Here is a 21,388-nt window from a genome sequence, read left to right on the forward strand (position 1 = left end):
AGGACTGTCGAAAAGTCCCGCAAAAATCCATAGGTGGAAACGAACGAGGACGTTGCCGGATGCATCAATATCTGCGGCGCGATGACGTGATGACGGGCGGCAGCCGGCCCGGCCTGCTAGCACCTGACACCACCGGCCTGAACTTCTATCGCGCCGATCCGTCATTGCCGGATCTGCTGCGCATCCATCTGCCCGATGCTCTGTTTCGCCACCTCCAGCCGCACCTCCACCGGCTGGGCGAACTGGCCGGTGGTTATCTCGACGAGTGCGCGCGACTGGCCGACCGCCATCCGCCCGTCTTGCATCAACGCGACCGCTTCGGGCGCGACGTGCAGTGGCTCGAATATCATCCCGCCTACCGCGAGCTCGAGCGCGCCGCCTTCGGCGAGTTCGGCATTCACGCGATGTCGCTCCGCAAAGGCATTCTGGGCTGGCCCGACAAATACCCCGTGGTCGCCAAGCACGCTTTCACCTTCCTGTTCAACCAGGCCGAGTTCGGGCTCGGCTGCCCGATCAACGTGACCGACGGCTGCGCCAAGTTGCTGGCGAGCTTCGGCAGCCAGGCGCTCAAGGACAAATATCTGGGCGGCCTGACCCAGACCGACATGGCTAAGCTGACCCAGGGCGGCCAGTTCATGACCGAGAAGGAAGGGGGCTCTGACGTCGGCACGCTGACCACGGTGGCGGTGCCGGAGGGTGACCATTGGCGCCTGCATGGCGAGAAATGGTTCTGCTCCAATGCCGATGCGAAGGTCGTGATGCTGTTGGCGCGACCGCAAGGCGCTGAAGCTGGCACGCGCGGCGTCGGCCTGTTCCTGATGCCGCGCTTTCTCGACGACGGCTCGCAGAACCACTATCGCATCGTCAGGCTGAAGGACAAGCTCGGCACCCGCTCGATGGCCTCCGGCGAGATCAAGCTCGAAGGCGCGATCGCCTATGCGGTCGGCCGGCTCGATCGTGGCTTCGTGCAGATGGCCGAGATGGTCAATTCCTCCCGGCTCTCGAACGGCGTCAAATCCACCGCCTTGATGCGCCGCGCCTATCATGATGCGATGACCGTCGCGACCAACCGCGTGGTGTTCGGCAGCCGCATCGTCGACCTGCCGCTTGGACGGCGGCAACTGATGAAGATCATGCTCGCGACCGAGCAGGCGCTGTCGATGAGCTTCCTCACGGCAGACGCGCTCGACCGTGCCGAGGCCGGCAGCCAGGATGCCGCGGCGCTGCTCCGCATCCTGACGCCGACCTTGAAATTCCGCGCCACCCGCGACGCCCGCAAAGTCTGCGGCGACGCCTTGGAGATGCGCGGCGGCATCGGCTATGTCGAGGAGTTCGCCACTGCCCGCCTGTTGCGCGATGCGCATCTCGGCTCGATCTGGGAGGGGACCGGCAATATCGTCGCGCTCGATGCACTGAAGCGCGCGGTCGGCCGCCATGGTGCGGAAGCGGCGCTGGCGGCCGATCTGCACGCGCGATTGGATGAGAGCGGCCGGGTGCCGACGGCGTGGCGCGATCAGCTGCGCGGGCTGGTCGATCGCGCCATCGGCTTTGCGAGGACTGTTGCCGCCGATCCCAACAACGAAGCCGAAGCGCGTCGCGCCACCAGCCTGCTCTATCACGTCGCCAGCGCTGTGAGCCTCGCCTGGGAGGCCGGGCACATCGACGAGATGCGTGGCGACGCGCGCCGGTTGCTGTTGTCGAAGCTCGTCGTGGAGCATCGGCTGACGCCGGCCGATCCGTTCCGGCTTGAGGATCGAAAGACCGATGACGCGATCGCGACGCTGCTACTCGGCGACCGCGTCGCCGGCATGGCTGAGGTTGGCGAACTGCTTGGACCGAAATAGCCTCGCAAGCATGCCGCAACGACGAGGCGCGATATTGGCGATACATGATGTTGTTTCGAAGCGGTCGCTCCGAGTCGGTGCACCCTCTCCCCTTGTGGGAGAGGGTGGCATGATCGAGCGAAGCTCGATCATGCCGGGTGAGGGGTCTGTCTCCGCAGCGACGATGCGCTTGTGGGGACGAACCCCTCACCCAAGAGAATGTGACGCAGGCGTTGGTGTAGCCCTCTCCCGCAAGGGGAGAGGGCGTAGTCATCGGCGCAAGCTCCTGGTGAGGCGCTGGCGCCAAGCACGTCATCGCTTTCGGCAACAAGGCTGTGAAGCTTGCTGCGTTTTTCAAAAACCGATCCGCTGAGCACGCAATCGCATGGTGGAGAAAGCGTGATCCGTAGACGCTTGAAGCGCGTCACTGCGACGAGAGCGAGTCGCCCGACAGGCCGTCAATGCACTGCGAGCGAGCTTTGCGAGCCGTCCAATGCTGGTGAATTGCCAGCGCCAATCGGCGAAATTCGCCAGCCGCTTCAAGCTGATTTGGCCTGTCCAGTCTCTTCGCGAAAAATATCTCTGTTTCTCTTTTTCAGAAATCATGGTTGTCTATCGCTATCCTGTCCCGAGCAGAGGGGCGTTTCGGCCGATCGTCACGATCCGTGGGGCAGGGATGCGATGGCCGTGGGTGCGACAGTGGACGACTGCCGCAGCCGCGGACGACGAAATCGTGTGGTCCTGGCGTCCCGGTGCTGGCGCCGAGCGCAACGCGCCTCGCGCGTTGTCGCGACACGGGGGCAACAAAGCCGGTCCCCGAGGAGATCACGTATAAGGCGTAAGCCCATCGCGCAGGGAATGCCGGTTGATCGGCTGATCCTGTGGTGACTGCCGCCTGCTTTCTTTTCTGCAGGCGGGCCATGGGTGAGGCCTTCACCCGGCATTCCCTGCGCCCTCTCGATTTTCTGAGAGCGGCCGATCGATGCAAAGCTCGGGCGTATTCGCCGCGAGAACGCGAGATCGTGTCCTCCCGCTGTTTGAGATGTGAATCAGGAATAGGCGTGGACGAGCGCCACTGTCGCCCCGGCCTTGAGCCCTCTCAAGGCCGGGACGACAGCCGGATCTATATTCTCAATCATCGAACATCGGCGGTGGCACGAAGCCGCCGAATTCGCGCTCGATCAACTCGGCGAGTTTGAGCAGGGTGCGGTCTTCCAGCCATGGCCCGACGATCTGCACGCCGACCGGGAGCCCGTCCGCCAAGCCGAGCGGAATCGCGGTGGCGGGCAGGCCGGGCAGGGTAGCGATGCCGGGCCAGGCGAGCTGATCGGTATAGACGTGGTCGACGCCGTCGATCTCGATGCGGCGTTGCTCCTGGTCCGCCGAGTGGTCATGCGGGAAGGCGGGGATTGGCATGATCGGACAGATCACGGCATCGAAGCTTTCGAACAGTTTGGCCCATTGCGCCTTCAGTCGCGCACGGGCGCCGTCGCCGATCAGCCAGTCGCGCTGGCTCAGCACGAGACCGCGCAGCCGCTCCGCGGCAAGGCTCACATCCTCGGCGGGCAGGTTGGCCGCGGCCTGTTGCGCGCCGGCGTAGGCGTCCGGCGGCATGCCGGCGCTCAGTGCCGACAGCAGCAGCCGCATGTAGAGCCGGCTGGAGGCCGCGAAGTCCGGCAGCAGCGGGCTTTCGCGTATCACCATCACACCGGCCTTCTCGAGATTGGCCGCGAGCGTCTCGATCGCGCCGCGCACCGCTCTGTCGGTCGGCATCACCGGATCGCTTGCGATCAGCAGCACCCGAAAATCTTTCAGCGAGGTGTGGCGGGGCGCCGGCAGCTCCAGCCGATAGGCCTTGCCGACGTCGAGCGGGTCCGGCCCGGCCATGACGTCGAGCAGGAGCGCAAGATCGGCGGCCGAGCGCGCCATCGGGCCGATCACGCTCAGATCGCGCTGGACCGGTATGGCGGGCAAGGTCGGGGGGAGATGTCCGCGCGTGGCCGCGAGGCCATGGGTCGGCTTGTGCGCATAGACCCCGCAATGGAAGGCCGGCGCCCGCAGCGAGCCGCCGATGTCCGAGCCGAGCGACAGCGGACCGTATCCGGCCGCGAGCGCCGCCGAGGAGCCGCCCGACGAGCCGCCGGGCGTGCGGCCGAGATCGAAGGGATTGTTGGTGGTGCCGTAGATCTCGTTGTAGCTCTGCCAGTCGCCGAGCGCGATCGGCACGTTGGTCTTGCCGAGAATGACGCCGCCCGCCTGCTTCACCCGCGTGATCGCCAGCGCGTCTTCCGTCGGCCTGAAATCCTTGTGCTGCGGAAAGCCCCAGGTGGTCGGCAGGCCGGCGACGTTGAACGATTCCTTGACTGTCAGCGGCAGTCCGAGCAGCGGCTTGGTCTCGCCGCGGGCCAGCGCGGCATCGGCAGCGCGGGCGGCCTCCAGTGCCCGATCGAAGTCGCGCACGCAGACGGCGTTGATCTTGCCGTCATGCCGCTCGATGCGCGCGATCGCATCCTGCGCCAGCTCGACGGCCGAGACTTGCCTTGCTGCGAGCGCTTGCGCAGCCTCAACGGCGGTTGCGAAACTCCATTGCGATGTGGCCAAGGCGAACTCCCCGTTTTGCGCATCGGATGTGCCAGGAGAGTTCTTTAGCCGAAGCGGGCGGCCTTTGCTGGACCAAATTGCTACGCGGCGGGCTTGCCCGGCAGCATGCGTTCCATGATCCGGTCGCGATAGACGAAGATATGGACCAGCGCCGCGCCGACGTGGATCACGATCAGCGTGAGCAGTAGCCATTCCGCCGCCTGATGCAGCCCGTCGATGGCGCGGCCGGCTGCTGCGTTGTCGGAGGCCAGCATCGGTATCGGAAACAGATAGAAGAATGATACCGACCAGCCGCGGAACGAGGCGAACAGCCAGCCGGTCAGCGTGGTCGCGAGCACCGCGACGTAGAGCATCCAGTGCACGACTTCGGAGCTGAGCCGCTGCCAGGTGGGCAGCGTGCTCTCCGGCGCGACCGGATGGGTCAGCCGCCAGATGAGACGCAGCACGATCACGATCAGGATGGTGAGCCCGAACGAGACATGGAACGTCATCGGTGCGCCCGGCTGCATGCCGCGATGGAGGTCCGGCATCAGCCAGCCGATCGGATATTGTATGGCGAGCAGTGCGACCACCAGCCAATGGAACACTTTGGCGGGCGTACCGTAATGCAGCTGAGGCGTCATGGCCTGCTATCCTTTCCTGATGCGGCGTCGTTACGGCTGGAAGTTGCGCATTGAAGAATGCGCCATCGGATTGATGCCGCCGGTCGGCGTGTGCTCGCTGGACGATGGATCCCCACCCGGCACCGGGAAGGCATAGCCGACGATGCTCTTCACGACCCAACGATCGGAAGACGACGTCAGGCCGTAGCCGACGCCGAAATTGACATCGAACACGCCGACCTTGAAGTCGGTAACCGCGAACAGCGTGTGTTGTTGCTCCTGGAGCGGCGAGAAGGAGCCGATCTTGCCGAAATCGGCGTAATATTCGAAGCCGGCAAACAGATCCTCGCCGAATTTGCGCACCAGGCGGACGGCGGGAGCAAAATCCGCCTCGCCATATTTGCCGAAGCCGACATCGACGATCGGGTTGACGATGAACTCGTAGTCGGCGTTGCGCCAGCCGATGATGGGACGAACTTCCAATGCCCAGCGCGTCTGCGAGAAGCCCGGCGCGTCGTTGGAGAGCTCGAAATTGAGGCCGTAGAAAAAGATCTTCTGCTCGGCATGCGGCGTCACGAACAGGGTGCGGATCTTGAAGTAGTCCGAGTAGAAGCGGTTGTCCTGCACCGAGAACGGCAGATAAAGCCCGAGCTCGAACCAGTCGGTGACGCCATAGGCGAATTCCGGCGTGCCGTTCAGGCTGTGATTGGAGACGATGCCGCCCGGAAACGGCGGCTCCTTGATGCCGAGCGGGATGTAGTTCAGGTGCTGCTGGATCGTGAACTGCCCGGGGGCAGCGATTCCGGCATTGTAGACCTGGATTTCATCGGTGGCGTGAGCAGCCGGCGACAGCGCCAACCACCATGTTGCGAAGGCGAGCGAGATCGAGGCGCGACCAGGCGTCGAACCGAAAAAGCGTACCATCAATTTCCCCAGTTAGGCTGCGCCGATGAGAATGCCGACGCCGAGCACGATGATGCCGCCCAGCACGATCTGGAACACCGCCTGTAGGAACGGCGTATCCATGTAGCGGGCGCGGATGTAGGCGATTGCCCACAATTCGAAGAACACGACGATGCCGGCGATCGCGGTCGCAATCCAGAACGCGTTCGACCATGAGTCCGGCACGAGATAAGGCAGTGAGTGGCCGAGGCCACCGAGCGCCGTCATGGCGCCGCAGACGGCGCCGCGAAGCCAGGGGGAGCCGCGGCCGGTCAGTGAGCCGTCGTCGGAGAGTGCCTCGGCAAACCCCATGCTGATGCCGGCGCCGATCGAGGCCGCGAGGCCGACCAGGAAGGTTTGGAAGTTCTGATGGGTGGCAAAGGCGGCCGCGAACAGCGGCGCCAACGTCGAGACCGAGCCATCCATCAATCCGGCGAGACCAGGCTGGACATATTGCAGGACGAAGATGCGGCGCCGCGTCTCGTCCTCCTTCTCGCGTACGCCTTCGGTCAGGATCTTGTCGGTCAGCTTCGCCGCGACCTGTTCATGTCCCTTCTCGGCCTCGGCGAGATCGCCGAGCAATCGGCGCACGCCGACGTCCTGGGCCTGCTCGGCGGCCTTGGCGTAGAAGCGCTCGGCCTCGAACTCCATCGTGCCGACTTCCTTGCGGATGGTGTCGAGCGACAGGTTCTTGGTGAGCCAGATCGGGCGACGGCGCAGAAATCCCTTGACGTCATCGCGGCGGATGGGGGGGAGATTGGGGCCGAAGCGCTGCTCATACAGCTCCAGCAGCATGTGACGATGGCCCTTTTCTTCCTCGGCCATCTGCTCGAAAAGTCTTGCCGAATCCGGGTATCTTTCCGCCAGGTCCTCGGCGAAGGTCATGTAGATGCGGCCGTCTTCCTCTTCCGCCGAAATCGCGATCGCCAGGATCTCGCGCTCGGTCAGATCGGCGAAATTCTTCATTCCAAAGTCCCCGGATGGCCCAGTTCAACGCCTTCTCTTTTAGAACGTTTCTAAAAGCTATATGGGATTTGCCGCCAACCGGTCAAATTGCTGCCGCGCCGGTTACGCGAAACTTTTGCAGGCGTGGCCGCGCGGCCACGGAACCCGTTGATGCGGTCGCCGTTCGAGTTCCGCATTTCGGATCAAAGCCCGGGAGTTGTTATGGAGACCGTTAAATTTCGCATGAACGATCCGCGGCTCGCGCCACGGCGGACCAAGATGGACATCCCGGGCTGGGCCGGCGAGCGTGAGCCGCGCGCAGACGGGTCGCATGAGCAGGTCTGGCATTGCGTGCCATTCTCAGAAGGCGCGCAATATGGCATCGAGCTGTTCTATCCATATGATTTCGAACTGCACGTCACCACGCGGGACGGCAAGCTGAATCTCACAGGCGATTGGGGCGAACCTCCGTCGCCTACCTTGCAATGGCCGCCGTTCCGCAACTTCGGCGATAGTTTCTACACCTATCAGATCCTGCTCGATCTCAAGGCGCCGAAGGGGTTTGCGATCCGGACCGAGCCGCATCCCCGCTTCTATACCGATCGCACCGATACCGTGCCGATTGCGGTGCCCGCGCTGATCCGCAATTGGTGGCCGATGCTGTTCTTCTGCGTGTTCAAAGCGCCGGCGGAGGGACGCACGCATATCTTCCGGCCCGGCGAGCCGTTCGCCCAGGTGATCGTGATCCCGGAGGAAGCGAATTTTGCGATCGAGCCGATGGGCCCGGATGAAGCGGCCGAGCGCGAGCTGCAGGCGCGCCGAATCCATGCGAGCCGTCCGAACTTGGCGCAGGGCACGGAATGGACGTCCACCACCGACACGGTGTTCGACGGCACTTACCGTCATCTGCACCGCGCCGCGAAGGACAAGGCTCGCAAGTCCTGACTCCTGCCGCCCTAAGAAGAAGGCGCCGGTCCCGTCGGGGCCGGCGCCTCATCGTCACACCATTCGGCCTGCGATCAATAGCCGTCGTAATACCAGTGATGGTGATGATGATGGTGATGATGATGGTGGTGGTACCAGCGGCGCGGCGGGACCACATAGACGCGTGGTCCGTACCCGTAGTAGGCACCGCCGCCCCAATAGCCGTGATGGTGATGATGGTGGTGATGATGGTGGTGGTGGTGGTACCACTGCGCCAACTCGACCTTCGGCTCCGTTGCCGGCGCCTGCTCGTCGAGCGCCTGCAGCACCTTCGCTGCATTCGGAATCGGCTCGAGCAGATCGGCGTAGGAATTGGCCTTCAAGACATCGGCGGGTGCCGGTGCCGGCGAGGCCTGTGCTGTGCCGAGCGCGCCGATAGCGGCCACCGCGCCCAACAAGCCTGCGATCTTCTTATCCATAAATTCTCCTCTTGATGCGCATCGCCCGGATGCGGAAACGCCAGCCCATCATGTTCGTTCCTCGATTCGCTTATTGGTTCAGCACGGCGTCGAAATTCAGGCTGTCAATTCATTCATGCTGTCAATTCGTTCATAAAGCGAAGCAGCAACTGATTAACAGACTCCGGCTGCTCCTGCTGCACCCAATGTCCGGCACCATCGATCAACTCGCACATCGTCATGTTGGTGCAGACGCGCGTTTGCATCGCTTCGAACGCACCAGGTTTCTGATACGTGCCCCAATCCTGCTTGCCTGAGATGAACGCCGACGGAATCTCGATGCGGCGGTCGGACCACATCTGCAGCTCCGCGTCGAAAGCCCCGGATGTCCCGCAGCGATACCATTGCAGTCCGCCCTGGAATCCGGTGCGTTCATATTCGGTGCTGTAGAAGCCGAGTTCCACATCCGGCAGCCATCTGTTCGCGGCAATCGTCCGTTGGTCCGGCATCGCTTCTGCAACCGTTTCCGCCATCGTCTTGTCGAGGTCCATCACATAGTAGGTAGGAAGCTTGGCAAGCTCCGCGGCCGACCACGCGCGAAGCGGATAGGGCTGGTTGCCCGGCCAGTCCGCGCTTTTGTGGTGATAATAGCCGCGCAGGAATTGATGCAGCCCTTGCGGCGCCCGATGCATGTCGGCGTTTGCCTGTCGCGTCGTGTAGTACCATTGATAGTGCTTGCGCGGCCGCGGCAGCGCGGCGAGCGCGCCATGCACGGGATCTTCTGCTGGAGGCGCGGCAGGCCTTTCGGCCGTGTCGAATGGCAGCGACGGCGGCCCCGCGAACGGCGCGCTCATCATCACGACCGACCGGAAGACGTCGGGGCGAATCATGGCGCACCACGCCGCGACGGCGCTGCCGAAATCATGCCCGACCACGGCATCGACCTTGCGATAGCCGAACGCATAGACCAAACCGAGCGCGTCGCGTACCAGATTGGTTAGCCGGAAGGGCGCGAGATCGCCGTCGTAGTCCGCGCTCCATCCGCGCGTTCGTCCATAGCCGCGCTGGTCTGGCGCGATCACGTGATAGCCCGCCGCAGCGAGGGCCGGCATGATTTTGCGCCAGCTGAAAGCGAGTTCCGGAAAGCCGTGCAGCAGCAGGATGCAAGGACGGCCTTTGGTCTCGAAGCCGGCTTCCAGCACATGCACCGAGAGGCCATTGATGGCTTCGACTTGGCGGGAGCGAATCGTAGGAGGGAGTGGCGGCGGTGGAAGGGAGGTCATTGTTGTGTTTCTCCGCTATGGCCGGGCTTGACCGCCCGCGCGACCGAAGCCTCTATGGAGAGCCCGGCCATCCACGTCTTCTTTCGCAAGACGTAGATGCCCGGCACAAGGCCGGGCATGACGGAATTTGCGGAAGGAGGGCTATGCCGTGGCCTTCTTCGGCCAGTAGCGCTCGCGCAGGTGGCGTTTGATGAGCTTTCCGGTTGGCGTGCGTGGCAGCTCCGGCTCAAAGTCGATCGACCGCGGACATTTGATAGCGGATAGATGCTCGCGACAGAACAGAATGAGCTGCTGCTCGAGCTCCTTGCCGGCACGGCTCATGTCATGCGGCTGCACTACCGCCTTGACCTCTTCGCCCATCTCCTCGTTCGGGACGCCGAACACGGCGACGTCGGCGACGTCAGGATGGGTGATCAGGACGTCTTCGGCTTCCTGCGGATAGATGTTCACGCCGCCGGAGATGATCATGTAGGACTTGCGGTCCGTCAGATAGAGGAATCCGTCGGCATCGAGGTAGCCGACATCCCCGAGCGTCGACCAGCCCTTGTCGTTGTAGGCGCGCTGCGTCTTCTCGGGATCGTTGTGATAGGTGAATTGCGGTGCGTCGGCGAAATAGACCGAGCCGATTTCGCCGGTCGGCATTTCCTCGCCGTTCTCACCGAGGATCTTGACTTTGCCGACCACGGCTCGCCCCACGCTGCCGCGATGGGCAAGCCATTGCTCCGACGTGCATACCGTGACGCCGTTGCCTTCCGATCCCGCGTAATACTCGATCAGGATCGGGCCCCACCAGTCGATCATTCTCGCTTTGACGTCGATCGGGCATGGTGCGGCGGCGTGGATCGCGCCCTTCAATGACGAGACATTGTAGCGGGTCCGCACCTCGTCCGGCAGCTTCAGCATGCGCACGAACATCGTCGGCACCAGCTGCGATTGCGTCACCTTGTGTGTCTCGACCAGCCGAAGGAACTCTTCTGCGTCGAAATGCTCCATGATGATCGATGTGCCGCCGAGCACCGTCACCATCATGTTGAAGCGCAACGGGGCGGCATGATACAGCGGCGCAGGCGACAAATAGATGCTGTCGGCGTTCATGCTGCACATGTCGGCGCACAGCACGCGCAGGAACGGGTTCGGTTGATCGATGCGGCTGTTCTCGAACGCCTTCTTGATCCCCTTCGGCCGGCCTGTGGTGCCGGACGAATAGAGCATGTCGTAACCCGCAACCTCGTCGGCAATGGGCGCCCTCGGCTGTGCCGCGGCTTCCTTGTCCCAGGAGCGAAAGCCGGGCTCAGCCTCGTCGAGCATGAAGAAGAGCGGCTCGTCCGCTGCGCCGGTCACGAGCTCCCTGACCTGCTCGGCGCATTTCGGCGAGGTGATGAAGACCTTCGCGCCGCAATCCTTGATGATGTAGGCGATCTCGTCCTTGGTCAGGTACCGGCTGATCGCGGTGTAGTAGAGTCCCGAGCGCTGCGCCGCCCAGGCGATTTCCATGAACGCCAGCCGGTTCTCCATCAGGAAGGCGATGTGATCGCCCGGCTTGAGGCCTAGGGCTCGAAACAGATGGGCGCCTTGATTGGAGAGCTCGTCGAGCTCGCGATAGGTGATCGCCTTGCCGCTTCCGGCCATCTGGTAGGCGATCTTGTCGGGTGAGTTGCGGGCGTGGATCGATGGATGGGTCACGGGCACACCACGGAGAGAATTGATAAGGTGTCGTCCCGGCCCTGCGCCGGGACCCATAGCCACAGAACTCTGTGGGTACACCGAGCTGAGGCTCCAACTCGTCGCCAAATTGAACCAGATGATTATGGGTCCCCGCGTTCGCGGGGACGACGCCATCGATGCGGCTGACGCCTACAACCGCTCCACGATCGTCACGTTCGCCATTCCGCCGCCTTCGCACATGGTCTGCAGGCCATAGCGCTTGTTGCGCTGCTTCAGCGCATGCACGAGCGTGGTCATCAGCTTGGTGCCGGAGCCGCCGAGCGGATGTCCGAGTGCGATCGCGCCGCCATTGACGTTCAGCCTGTCAGGATCGGCCCCCGTGGTTTTCAGCCACGCCGCCGGCACCGAGGCGAAGGCTTCGTTCACCTCGAACAGGTCGATGTCGTCGATGCTCATGCCGGCCTTTTCGAGCGCCCGCTTGGTCGCGTGCAGCGGAGCATCCAGCATGATGACGGGATCGCCGCCCGTCATCGTCATGTGATGGACACGGGCGAGCGGTTTGACGCCGAGCGACTTCAGCCCGCGCTCGTTGACAACCAAGACGCCGGAGGCGCCATCGCAGATCTGGCTTGCGGTCGCCGCCGTCAGCTTGCCGTTCTCGGCGATCAGCTTCACACTCTTGATGCCATCGAGGCTGACATCGAAACGGATGCCTTCGTCGATATGGTGCGTGTCGCTCGAGCCGTCGGCGCGAGTGATCTCGAGCGGAACGATCTCGTCCTTGAAATAGCCTGCCTGCGTCGCAGCGATCGCGCGCTGGTGACTGTTGTAGGCAAATTCGTCGAGCTCGTCTTTGGACAGGCCGTATTTCTCGGCCATCATTTCCGCGCCGGTGAACTGGCTGAACTGGATGTTCGGATAGCGGCTCTCGATGCCGGGGCTCTTATAATGCCCAAAACCATTCTTGGCCGGCAAGGTCGAGGCGAGGCCCATCGGCACCCGCGTCATCGACTCGACGCCGGCGGCGATCACTACATCCATCGCGCCCGACATCACGGCTTGCGCGGCAAAATGCAGTGCCTGCTGCGAGGAGCCGCACTGCCGGTCGATCGAGGTGCCCGGCACGCTCTCGGGCAGCTTGGACGCGAGCACCGCGTTGCGCGCGATGTTGTTGGACTGCTCGCCGGTCTGCATGACGCATCCCATGATGACGTCTTCGATCTGGTCGGGAGCGGCGCCGGAGCGCTCGACCAGCTCGTTCAAGACCTTGGCGGCGAGATCGGCCGGATGCCAGCCAGCCAAGCGGCCTCCCTTGCGGCCGCCCGCAGTGCGCGCAGCCGCGACGATATAGGCTTCCGCCATGGCGTTTCCTCCCTAGACTTGGTCTTCTGTGATTGGTCTCGATTTAAACGAGCAATTAGGGCTTAGTCAATCGATCAATTAAATCTTGTGATCTGGGACGCCTTCGGCTTATCTGGCTCGATCTTTTGGAAGGCGAAGATGGGACCTCAGCTCCAGAGCAGCGCGCCGAATAAGCTTCCCGCGGGGCGGAATGCCACGGCGGAGAAGCTCCTGGTCGCGGCCAGCGAGCTGATGATCGAGCGCTCCTCGATTGACGTCTCGCTCAGCGACATTGCCCAGAAGTCCGGCGCGAATGCTGCGCTGGTCAAATACCATTTCGGCAACAAGGACGGATTGTTGCTCGTGCTGCTGGCGCGCGACGCCGCCACCGAAGTGGCCAATCTCGAATACCTGCTGGCCCAGCCGATCTCGCCGACCGCAAAGCTGAAATTGCATATCGGCGGCATCATCCGCGCCTATTACCGCTTTCCCTATATGAACCGGCTGATCCATTACCTGCTGCACGAGAGCAGTGCTGAGGCGGCCGATGAGGTGTCGAAATTCTTCGTCGCGCCGCTCCTGGACTTTCACCGCCGCCTGCTCGCGGAGGGCATCGAAGTCGGAGAGTTCCGCGAGGTCGATCCGGTGCTGTTCTACACCAGCCTGATCGGCGCCTGCGATCATCTGTTCTTCGGCCGCCACGCCATGTCGCGCGCGACCGGCGTCGGGCCCGTGACCGATGAAGTCTGCCGCCAATACGTTGCCCATATGGAGGCGCTGATCTGCGGCGGAATACTCAAGAGGGCGAGTGGCGAATAGCGAAAGCGAGCAGGGCAAAACTTCCTTTTCCCTATTCGCTACTCCCTATTCGCCACTCGCCAATCCGAAGAAACGTTGAGGGAGAAAAACACCCATGCAGCTCAAAGACATTCCCGTTCTTGTCACCGGCGGCGGATCGGGGCTCGGTGCCGCGACCGCGCGGGCGATGGCGGCCAAGGGCGCCAAGGTCGCCGTGCTCGACCAGAGCAAGGAGAACGCGGAGAAGGTTGCGGCCGAGATCAAGGGGGTCGCCCTCCACGCCGACGTCACCGATGAGGAGCAGGTCAAAGCCGCCATTGCCAAGGCCGAGGCCGCCCACGGCATCGCCCGCGTGCTGGTGAACTGCGCTGGCATCGGCGGCTCGCAACGTATCGTCGGCAAGGACGGCGTCTACCCGCTCGCCAAATTCGCGCGCATCATCAATGTCAACCTGATCGGCACGTTCAACGTGCTGCGGTTGTTCGCCGAGCGTCTCGTCACCGCTGAACCCATCGGTGAGGAGCGTGGCGTCGCGATCAACACGGCGAGCGTCGCGGCCTACGAAGGCCAGATCGGTCAAATCGCCTATTCGGCATCCAAGGGCGGCGTGGTCGGCCTGACGCTGCCTGCGGCGCGCGATCTCGCCAGCCAGAAGATCCGCGTCAATACGATCGCGCCGGGTCTGTTCCTGACCCCGCTGCTGATGGGCCTGAACGAAGAGGCGCGCAAGAGCCTGGGCGCGCAGGTGCCGCATCCGGCGCGGCTCGGCGATGCGTCGGAGTACGGCAATCTCGCGGTCCACATCGTGGAGAATCCCATGCTCAACGGCGAGACCATTCGTCTCGATGGCGCTATCCGCATGGCGCCGCGCTAACTACGCGCTCTGCTGTCGTCCCTGCGAAAGCAGGACCCATACCGCGTGACGTTACCATAGGAATCAGGCGGCCGACATGGTGCTCCATAACGACATCCCGTGGTTATGGGACCCGGCTCGCGCTTCGCGTGGCCGGGACGACGGGGACAGCAAGCTCGTCTAACACCGACGAACGAACATCAGATCCGCAAAGGACGATTGCATTCGGGAGACGCAAGATGGACGGAAACGCTGCGGCTGTGCTGGATAAACCGGCCTTTCGCAAAGTGGATTGGCTGAAGCGCGATATCGCGGTGGAACGGCGCCCCGATGGCGCCATCGTCATGAAGTCGCGGATCCCGCTGCAGGATTACGAGCCGCACATTCCGGCATCCCTCGCCAAATGGGCGAAGCTGGCACCCGAGCGCACCTGGCTGGCACAGCGCACGGGACCGGAGCGGCAATGGCGCAAGATCTCCTATGGTGAAGCCAAGCGCATGGTCGACAGCCTGACGCAAGGCCTGCTCGACCTTGGCCTCGAAGAGGGGCGGCCGATTGCGATCCTCTCGGGCAATTCGATCGGGCACGCACTGCTGACGCAGGCCGCCATGCAGGCACGACTGCCGGCCGCGCCGGTGTCGCCGGCCTATTCGCTGATGAGCCATGATCACCTCAAGCTCAGATATTTGTTCGACCTGATCAAGCCGGCCGCGGTGATGGTGCAGGATGGGCCAACCTTCGAGAAAGCGCTGAAAGCACTCGAGCTCGATGGCGTTACCGTGATCCATGTCGCGCGTCCGTGCGACGGCATCGAGAGCATCGGCTTTGCCGAGCTGGCCGCCACGCCCGCCACCGCGGAGGTCGAAGCCTCGATTGCGAGGATCACGCCGGACACGATCGGCAAGCTGCTGTTCACCTCGGGCTCGACCGGCATGCCCAAGGCCGTCATCAACACCCAGCGGATGATGTGCGCCAATGCCGCGATGATGATGCAGGTGCGGCCGCGCGGATCTGATGCGCCGATCTCGACCGTGCTGGATTGGATGCCATGGAATCACACCATGGGCGGCAACGCGCTGTTCAATCCGCTGCTGATCGAAGGCGGCACGCTCTATATCGACGACGGCCGGCCGCTGCCCGGCCAGTTCGAGGAGACGATCCGGAACCTGCGCGAGGTGTCCCCGACTTACTACGCCAACGTGCCGGCAGGCTATGCCGCACTCGCCGCGGCGATGGAGCGGGACGACGCCTTGTGCCGCAGCTTCTTCAGGGATCTCGGCATCATGGCCTATGGCGGCGCGCGCCTGCCGGACGATCTCTATGACCGGATGCAGGCGCTTGCGGTGAAGACGACGGGCGAGCGTATCGTGTTCTACACCGGCTGGGGCTCGACCGAGACCGGGCCGACCTCCACCGGCACCTATTGGAACACCGAACGCGTCGGCCTGATCGGACTGCCGTTCCCCGGCGTCGAATTGAAGATGGTGCCGACGGGCGCCAAATACGAGCTGCGGCTGCGCGGGGCCAACGTGATGCCGGGCTATTTCGGTCAGCCGGAGCTCACCGCGAAGGCCTTCGATGAGGAAGGCTTCTATTGCATCGGTGATGCCGGGGTGTTCGTCGATCCCGACGATCCGGTCCAGGGAATCATCTTCGCGGGGCGCGTCGTCGAGGATTTCAAGCTGACGACCGGCACCTTCGTGCATGTCGGCTCGCTTCGCACCGATGCGATCGCGGCCGCCACGCCCGTGATCCAGGACGCTCTCGTCACGGGACAGGACCGTGACCATGTCGGCCTGCTGGCCTGGCCGAATCTGCACGCGTGCCGGCAATTGGTCGGCGATCCCAATGCCGGCTTTGACGATGTCGTCAGACACCCTGCGGTGATCGCCTGCCTCAAGCGCGGGCTCGAAGCTCACAACGAAGAGTGCGAGGGCGCGACCAGCCGGCGCATCGCCCGCGCGATGCTGATGGTGGAGCCGCCCTCGATCGACGGGCACGAGCTGACCGACAAGGGCTACATCAACCAGCGCGCGGGCCTCGAGCGCCGCGCGGCGCTGGTCGATAAGCTCTATGCCGATCCTCCCGGCGACGACGTGATCGTGCTGCAGTGAACGACGTCTCGCAATACGATGTCATTCCGGGGCGAGGCGAAGCCTCGAACCCGGAATCCAGAGCCTATTCATATCGAGATTCCGGGTTCACGCTGACGCGCGCCCCGGAATGACAGCCAAAAAAGGTGGGCGATGAATTTCGATTTCTCCGACGACCAGAAGCAGCTGCGCGATCAGGCCTGCAAATTCCTCGCCGAGAAGTGCCCGCCCAAGGCGGTGCGGGTCGTGCTCGATGGCAAAGAGCCTTACGATCGCGAGCTATGGAAGGGGCTGGCCGAGATGGGGTTTCTCGGTGTCGCCATTCCCGAAGAATTCGGCGGTGCCGGTGCGGGCCATCTCGAGCTCTGCGTGATCGCCGAGGAGATGGGCCGTGCCTTGGCGCCGGTGCCGTTCTCCTCGACCGTGTATCTGGCGGCCGAGGCCCTGATGCTCGCGGGGAGCGAGGCGCAGAAGCGAAAATGGCTGCCCAAGATCGCCTCCGGCGAGGCGATCGGCACGCTCGCTTTGTTCGAAGGCGCCGGCAATCCGTCGTCGAAGGCGATCAAGCTGGAAGCATCGAATGGTGTGCTGAACGGCAGCAAGAAGCCGGTCGCCGATGGCGCGATCGCGGATTTTGTCGTTGTCGCCGCGCGCACCGCGTCCACCGGCCGCGACAGCGATGTTTCGCTGTTTTTGGTCGACGTGAAGGCCGGCGGCATCGAAGCCAAGTCGCTTACCAATCTCGACCCGACACGCGGCCAGGCCGAGCTGACCTTCAGCGGCTGCAAGGCCGAGCCGCTCGGTACGCCCGGCGAAGGCTGGAGCCTCGTTACGCAACTGCTCGACCGCGCTGCGGTCCTGATTGCCTTCGAGCAGGTCGGCGGCGCCGACCGTGCGCTGGAGATGGGCCGCGACTATGCGCTCGACCGCATCGCCTTCGGCCGGCCGATCGGCTCGTTTCAGGCGGTCAAGCACATGCTGGCGGACATGTATGTATCGGCCACGCTTGCGCGCTCCAACTGCTATTACGGCGCCTGGGCGCTCTCGACCAACGCGCCTGAATTGCCTGAAGCGGCAGCCTCGGCGCGCATCAGCGCGACGCAGGCGTTCCAGCACTGCGCCAAGAACAACATCCAGGTTCATGGCGGCATGGGCTTCACCTGGGAGTTCGACTGTCACATGTATTATCGCCGCGCCAATGCGCTGGCCTTGGGCCTCGGCAGCCTGAGCTACTGGGAAGATCAGTTGATCGAGCGCATGCGCAAGCGCAATGCCGCTTGAACCATGGCTGTCATTCCGGGGCGTCCGCGTCGCGGACGAACCCGGAATCCCGAGATGAACAACTTCTGGATTCCGGATCGACGTGCTTCGCGTGTCGTCCGGAATGACGGAAAGGGGAACGAAATGAACTTCGACGATACGCCGCAAGAGGCTGCCTTCCGCGCTGAAGCGCGCGCCTGGATCGCCGCCAACGCGCCGAAGCAATACGAAGCCGAGCTGCGCGCGTCTTCGCTCGGCCGTACCGCGCTCACGAATGCCGATATCCTCGAGGTCGCCAAGGCCTGGCAGAAGAAGAAAGCCGATGCCGGCTGGGCGTGTCTGCACTGGCCGAAGGAATATGGCGGCCGCGGCGCCTCGCCGATCGAGCGCGTGATCTGGCAGCAGGAGGAGGGCCCCTTCGGCAAGCTCTCCGCGATGTTCATCATCGGTCACGGCATGTGCGGTCCGACCATGATGGCCTACGCCTCCGAGGACCATAAGCGGCACTATCTGCCGCCGCTGGCGTCGGGCGAGAAGATCTGGTGCCAGCTGTTTTCCGAGCCCGCCGGCGGCTCCGATGTCGCGGGCCTGCGCACGCGCGCGGAGAAGCGCGGCGACGAGTGGGTCATCAACGGCCAGAAGATCTGGACCTCGGGCGCACATTATTCCGACTACGGCATCCTGCTCACCCGTACCGATCCCACGGTCCCGAAGCATAAGGGACTGACGATGTTCTTCCTGGACATGAAGAGCAAGGGCGTGGAGGTGCGCCCGATCAAGCAGGCAAGCGGGCACTCGGATTTCAACGAGGTCTATTTCACCGACGTGGTGATCCCGGATTCGCAGCGGCTCGGCGCGGTCGATGACGGCTGGAACGTCGCGCTGACCACTTTGATGAACGAGCGCATGTCGATCGGCGCCGGCGTTGCCACCGGCTTTCCGGAACTGTTCGAGTTCTGCTCCAATCTGAGGCTCGATGATCAGCTGGCGATCGAGGATCGCAACGTGCGATCCAAGCTCGCGACTTGGGCCGTCAAAGCGAGCGGCCTGAAATACACCAGCTTCCGCGCGATCTCGGCGCTCTCGAAGGGCGAGCGGCCAGGCCCGGAGAATTCGATCGGCAAGCTGGTCGCCGCCTCCATGGTTCAGGACATTGCGACCTTCGCGCTCGATCTGCAGGGGGCGGCGGGCGTGCTGAGCGGACCCGAAGCCGAGCTCGCCGGCAAATTCCAGGCGATGCTCTTGCGTGCGCCGGGCACCCGCGTCGAGGGCGGCACCGATGAGATCATGCGCAACATCATCGCCGAGCGCGTGCTCGGTCTGCCCGGCGACATCAGGGTCGACAAGGATCTGCCGTTCAATCAGGTCCCGACCAAGGGACGGAACTAACGGGTCATTCCCGGGCGGTCGCACAGCGACCGAACCCGGAATCTAGAGCTTATTATATCGAGATTCCGGGTTCGCGTCTGCGACGCGCCCCGGAATGACGGTGCCGGGAAGGATGGGATGATGAACTTCGATGACACCCCAGAAGAAGCCGCGTTCCGCGCCGAGGCGCGGAGCTGGATCGCGGCCAACGCGCCGAAGGAGCTCGAGGCGGAGCTTGCCAGTTCGTCGCTTGGGCGCATCCGCCTCAAGCACGCCGATATCGTCGAGGTCGGCAAGCACTGGCAGAAGAAGAAGTTCGAGGGGGGCTGGGCTTGTCTGCACTGGCCGAAGGAGTATGGCGGCCGCGGCGCTTCGCCGATCGAGCGTGTGATCTGGCAGCAGGAAGAAGGTGTCTACGGCAAGCTGACGCAGCCGTTCCAGATCGGCGAGGGGATGTGCGGCCCGACCGTGATGGCCTATGGCAGCGAGGCCGATAAACGCCGCTATCTGCCGAAGCTCGCCTCGGGCGAGGAGATCTGGTGCCAGCTGTTTTCCGAGCCCGCTGCCGGCTCCGACGTCGCGGGCCTTCGCACCCGTGCGGAGCGGCGCGGAGACGAATGGGTGATCAACGGCCAGAAGATCTGGACCTCCGGCGCGCATTATTCCGATTACGGCCTCCTGATCACGCGCACCGATCCCAACGTGCCCAAGCACAAGGGGCTGACGATGTTCTTCCTCGACATGAAGAGCAAAGGCGTCGAAGTCCGTCCGATCAGGCAGGCCAATGCCATGCAGGAATTCAATGAGGTCTATTTCACGGATGTGGTGATCCCGGACAGTCAGCGGCTTGGCGCCATCGGCGACGGCTGGAACGTGTCGCTCACGACGTTGATGAACGAGCGAATGTCTATCGGCGCCCGGCTCGCGACGGGCTTCCCGGAGATGTTCGCGTTCTGCGCCAACCTGATGACCGAGACCGGACTTGCGATCGACGACCGCGCAGTGCGCAGCAAGCTTGCCTCATGGGCGGTGAAGGCGAGTGGACTGAAATACACCAGCTACCGCACCATGTCGGCGCTTTCGAAGGGCGAACGGCCTGGGCCGGAGAATTCGATCGGCAAACTGGTGGCCGGCACCATGCTGCAGGACATCGCGGCCTACGCAATGGACCTCGAAGGCGCAGCCGGCGTTCTCACAGGCACCGACGAAGCGACGACGCATGGGCAGTTCCAGCAGATGCTGCTCACGTCGCCATCGATGCGGATCGCGGGCGGCACCGATGAGATCCTGCGCAACATCATCGCCGAGCGCGTGCTCGGACTGCCGGGCGATATCCGGGTCGACAAGGACGTCCCGTTCAACAAGGTGCCGACGAAGGGGCGACGCTAGATTCGGTGCCGGTGTTCGGTGCAAAATGGCGCCGCTATTTTCATGGCGACGCCGCGGCCTCGGAATAATATTGAGTTTCGAGCAGCCGTGCCATCGGTCAGGAAAGGTTCTGCATGACGATCGCCGCCAAACCCGAACAAGACGCCATCACCACGCTCGAATCCTTGATGCGTGCGCGCTTCTCGTGCCGCAGCTTTCGGCGCGATGCGGTGCCGCGCGCGACCATCGAACGCATTTTGTCGGCCGCGCAAACCACCGCCTCCTGGTGCAACAGCCAGCCCTGGCGCGTCGAAATCACCTCGGGCAAGGCGACCGACAAGTTCCGGCAGGCCATGTACGCTGCGGCCTCGAGCGGCAGGCCTACAGTCGGAGATTTCGAGTTTCCGCGCGAATACAGGGGGGTCTATCTGGAGCGGCGGCGAGAGAGCGGTTTTCAGCTCTATAATGCGGTCGGCATCGCGCGCGGCGACAAGGCCGGCTATGCGAAGCAGGCGCTGGAGAACTACAATTTCTTCGGCGCGCCGCATGTTGCGATCATCCACACCGACGAGGCGCTGGGGGTCTATGGTGCGGTCGACTGCGGCGGCTATGTCACGAGCTTCATGCTGGCGGCACAGGCGCTCGGCGTGGCGACTGTCCCGCAGGCGGCGCTCGCCTTTCATTCCGACGTGGTCCGGGAGCATTTCGGCCTGGACGAAGACCGCAAAGTGGTTTGCGGCATTTCGTTCGGTTATCCCGACCGCGACCACAAGGCGAATTCATACCGCACCAGCCGCGCCGCCATCTCCGAGGCTGTTCGTTTCTTAGATGACTAACGACGTCTTCGACGATCAACGGCCTCGTTTACCGCATTGCGCCAGGCGCGCCCTCAATCCGGCGTCGGCCCATGGGGCGTGCCGGCGAATTTCGGAACCGAAGCGCGCCGGCAGATCATTGCACCTGCGACTCCCTGCAAGTCATTGCCTTTAATGAGGGCGTCTCATGAGGGACTTGAATTTGAAGTTCCGATGACGCGTGCGCGGAAAAATTGATCGGAAGTTCAA

At 63.5% G+C, this 21,388-nt stretch carries 17 protein-coding genes; 9 read left to right on the top strand and 8 right to left on the bottom strand.

Annotation, left to right across the window (positions count from 1 at the left end; translation table 11 throughout):
- Positions 1–59 precede the first annotated feature (59 nt).
- Entirely contained in the window at positions 60–1,844 is a 1,785-nt protein-coding gene (locus QXZ85_RS24480) for an acyl-CoA dehydrogenase family protein (protein WP_316175022.1), read from the top strand.
- 1,110 nt (positions 1,845–2,954) lie between these two features.
- Here QXZ85_RS24480 and QXZ85_RS24485 read toward each other — a convergent pair.
- From QXZ85_RS24485 to mbfA, 4 genes are all read right to left on the bottom strand, one after another.
- The gene (locus QXZ85_RS24485; protein WP_316175021.1) at positions 2,955–4,424 is read right to left on the bottom strand and encodes an amidase; all 1,470 of its coding nucleotides are present in this window, start codon (positions 4,422–4,424) and stop codon (positions 2,955–2,957) included.
- Positions 4,425–4,504: 80 nt separating this feature from the next.
- Positions 4,505–5,047, bottom strand: coding sequence for a cytochrome b (locus QXZ85_RS24490; protein ID WP_315702851.1), 543 nt, complete (start codon positions 5,045–5,047; stop codon positions 4,505–4,507).
- Positions 5,048–5,077: 30 nt separating this feature from the next.
- Positions 5,078–5,950, bottom strand: coding sequence for a hypothetical protein (locus tag QXZ85_RS24495; RefSeq protein ID WP_315766105.1), 873 nt, complete (start codon positions 5,948–5,950; stop codon positions 5,078–5,080).
- 12 nt (positions 5,951–5,962) lie between these two features.
- Positions 5,963–6,934 carry an iron exporter MbfA gene (mbfA, locus tag QXZ85_RS24500; protein ID WP_315702853.1) on the bottom strand — a complete coding sequence of 324 codons (972 nt, stop codon included), beginning with the start codon at positions 6,932–6,934 and terminating at the stop codon, positions 5,963–5,965.
- Between the two features lie 201 nt (positions 6,935–7,135).
- Here mbfA and QXZ85_RS24505 point away from each other — a divergent pair, with 201 nt between their 5' ends.
- Entirely contained in the window at positions 7,136–7,858 is a 723-nt protein-coding gene (locus QXZ85_RS24505; RefSeq protein WP_315702854.1) for a hypothetical protein, read from the top strand.
- Positions 7,859–7,932: 74 nt separating this feature from the next.
- On the opposite strand, the gene QXZ85_RS24510 is transcribed toward QXZ85_RS24505, so the two are convergent.
- From QXZ85_RS24510 to QXZ85_RS24525, 4 genes are all read right to left on the bottom strand, one after another.
- The gene (locus QXZ85_RS24510) at positions 7,933–8,316 is read right to left on the bottom strand and encodes a hypothetical protein (protein ID WP_316168395.1); all 384 of its coding nucleotides are present in this window, start codon (positions 8,314–8,316) and stop codon (positions 7,933–7,935) included.
- 113 nt (positions 8,317–8,429) lie between these two features.
- Positions 8,430–9,503: an alpha/beta hydrolase gene (locus tag QXZ85_RS24515; protein WP_315745328.1), complete on the bottom strand. Its 1,074-nt coding sequence runs from the start codon at positions 9,501–9,503 to the stop codon at positions 8,430–8,432.
- Positions 9,504–9,719: 216 nt separating this feature from the next.
- Positions 9,720–11,261, bottom strand: a complete 1,542-nt coding sequence (locus tag QXZ85_RS24520; RefSeq protein ID WP_315769729.1) for an acyl-CoA synthetase — start codon at positions 11,259–11,261, stop codon at positions 9,720–9,722.
- A 171-nt stretch (positions 11,262–11,432) separates the two neighbouring features.
- Positions 11,433–12,605 (bottom strand): acetyl-CoA C-acetyltransferase, encoded by a 1,173-nt coding sequence (locus tag QXZ85_RS24525; RefSeq protein ID WP_315702857.1) that lies wholly within the window; start codon positions 12,603–12,605, stop codon positions 11,433–11,435.
- Positions 12,606–12,743: 138 nt separating this feature from the next.
- On the opposite strand from QXZ85_RS24525, the gene QXZ85_RS24530 reads away from it, so the two are divergent.
- The 7 genes from QXZ85_RS24530 to QXZ85_RS24560 all read left to right on the top strand — a co-directional run bounded on the left by QXZ85_RS24530 (position 12,744) and on the right by QXZ85_RS24560 (position 21,160).
- Complete coding sequence (locus QXZ85_RS24530) at positions 12,744–13,403, top strand: TetR family transcriptional regulator (RefSeq protein WP_315702858.1); 660 nt, start codon at positions 12,744–12,746, stop codon at positions 13,401–13,403.
- Between the two features lie 94 nt (positions 13,404–13,497).
- Complete coding sequence (locus tag QXZ85_RS24535; protein WP_315702859.1) at positions 13,498–14,256, top strand: SDR family NAD(P)-dependent oxidoreductase; 759 nt, start codon at positions 13,498–13,500, stop codon at positions 14,254–14,256.
- 218 nt (positions 14,257–14,474) lie between these two features.
- Positions 14,475–16,349, top strand: a complete 1,875-nt coding sequence (locus QXZ85_RS24540; RefSeq protein WP_316175018.1) for an AMP-binding protein — start codon at positions 14,475–14,477, stop codon at positions 16,347–16,349.
- A 132-nt stretch (positions 16,350–16,481) separates the two neighbouring features.
- Positions 16,482–17,609 carry an acyl-CoA dehydrogenase family protein gene (locus QXZ85_RS24545; protein ID WP_316175016.1) on the top strand — a complete coding sequence of 376 codons (1,128 nt, stop codon included), beginning with the start codon at positions 16,482–16,484 and terminating at the stop codon, positions 17,607–17,609.
- 123 nt (positions 17,610–17,732) lie between these two features.
- The gene (locus QXZ85_RS24550; RefSeq protein WP_315702862.1) at positions 17,733–18,977 is read left to right on the top strand and encodes an acyl-CoA dehydrogenase; all 1,245 of its coding nucleotides are present in this window, start codon (positions 17,733–17,735) and stop codon (positions 18,975–18,977) included.
- Positions 18,978–19,097: 120 nt separating this feature from the next.
- On the top strand, positions 19,098–20,345 hold the full coding sequence (locus QXZ85_RS24555; protein ID WP_315702863.1) for an acyl-CoA dehydrogenase: 1,248 nt from the start codon (positions 19,098–19,100) through the stop codon (positions 20,343–20,345).
- A 167-nt stretch (positions 20,346–20,512) separates the two neighbouring features.
- Positions 20,513–21,160: a nitroreductase gene (locus tag QXZ85_RS24560; protein ID WP_315703188.1), complete on the top strand. Its 648-nt coding sequence runs from the start codon at positions 20,513–20,515 to the stop codon at positions 21,158–21,160.
- Positions 21,161–21,388 lie beyond the last annotated feature (228 nt).

Source organism: Bradyrhizobium sp. SZCCHNGR1005 (assembly GCF_032489995.1).
Lineage (GTDB): Bacteria > Pseudomonadota > Alphaproteobacteria > Rhizobiales > Xanthobacteraceae > Bradyrhizobium.

Excerpts from the sequence above, each read along its gene's own strand:
- QXZ85_RS24480 (WP_316175022.1), top strand. The coding sequence starts at position 60 with ATGCATCAATATCTGCGGCGCGATGACGTGATGACGGGCGGCAGCCGG.
- QXZ85_RS24490 (WP_315702851.1), bottom strand. The coding sequence starts at position 5,047 with ATGACGCCTCAGCTGCATTACGGTACGCCCGCCAAAGTGTTCCATTGG.
- QXZ85_RS24495 (WP_315766105.1), bottom strand. The coding sequence starts at position 5,950 with ATGGTACGCTTTTTCGGTTCGACGCCTGGTCGCGCCTCGATCTCGCTC.
- mbfA (WP_315702853.1), bottom strand. The coding sequence starts at position 6,934 with ATGAAGAATTTCGCCGATCTGACCGAGCGCGAGATCCTGGCGATCGCG.
- QXZ85_RS24505 (WP_315702854.1), top strand. The coding sequence starts at position 7,136 with ATGGAGACCGTTAAATTTCGCATGAACGATCCGCGGCTCGCGCCACGG.
- QXZ85_RS24510 (WP_316168395.1), bottom strand. The coding sequence starts at position 8,316 with ATGGATAAGAAGATCGCAGGCTTGTTGGGCGCGGTGGCCGCTATCGGC.
- QXZ85_RS24525 (WP_315702857.1), bottom strand. The coding sequence starts at position 12,605 with ATGGCGGAAGCCTATATCGTCGCGGCTGCGCGCACTGCGGGCGGCCGC.
- QXZ85_RS24530 (WP_315702858.1), top strand. The coding sequence starts at position 12,744 with ATGGGACCTCAGCTCCAGAGCAGCGCGCCGAATAAGCTTCCCGCGGGG.
- QXZ85_RS24535 (WP_315702859.1), top strand. The coding sequence starts at position 13,498 with ATGCAGCTCAAAGACATTCCCGTTCTTGTCACCGGCGGCGGATCGGGG.
- QXZ85_RS24540 (WP_316175018.1), top strand. The coding sequence starts at position 14,475 with ATGGACGGAAACGCTGCGGCTGTGCTGGATAAACCGGCCTTTCGCAAA.
- QXZ85_RS24545 (WP_316175016.1), top strand. The coding sequence starts at position 16,482 with ATGAATTTCGATTTCTCCGACGACCAGAAGCAGCTGCGCGATCAGGCC.
- QXZ85_RS24550 (WP_315702862.1), top strand. The coding sequence starts at position 17,733 with ATGAACTTCGACGATACGCCGCAAGAGGCTGCCTTCCGCGCTGAAGCG.
- QXZ85_RS24555 (WP_315702863.1), top strand. The coding sequence starts at position 19,098 with ATGAACTTCGATGACACCCCAGAAGAAGCCGCGTTCCGCGCCGAGGCG.
- QXZ85_RS24560 (WP_315703188.1), top strand. The coding sequence starts at position 20,513 with ATGCGTGCGCGCTTCTCGTGCCGCAGCTTTCGGCGCGATGCGGTGCCG.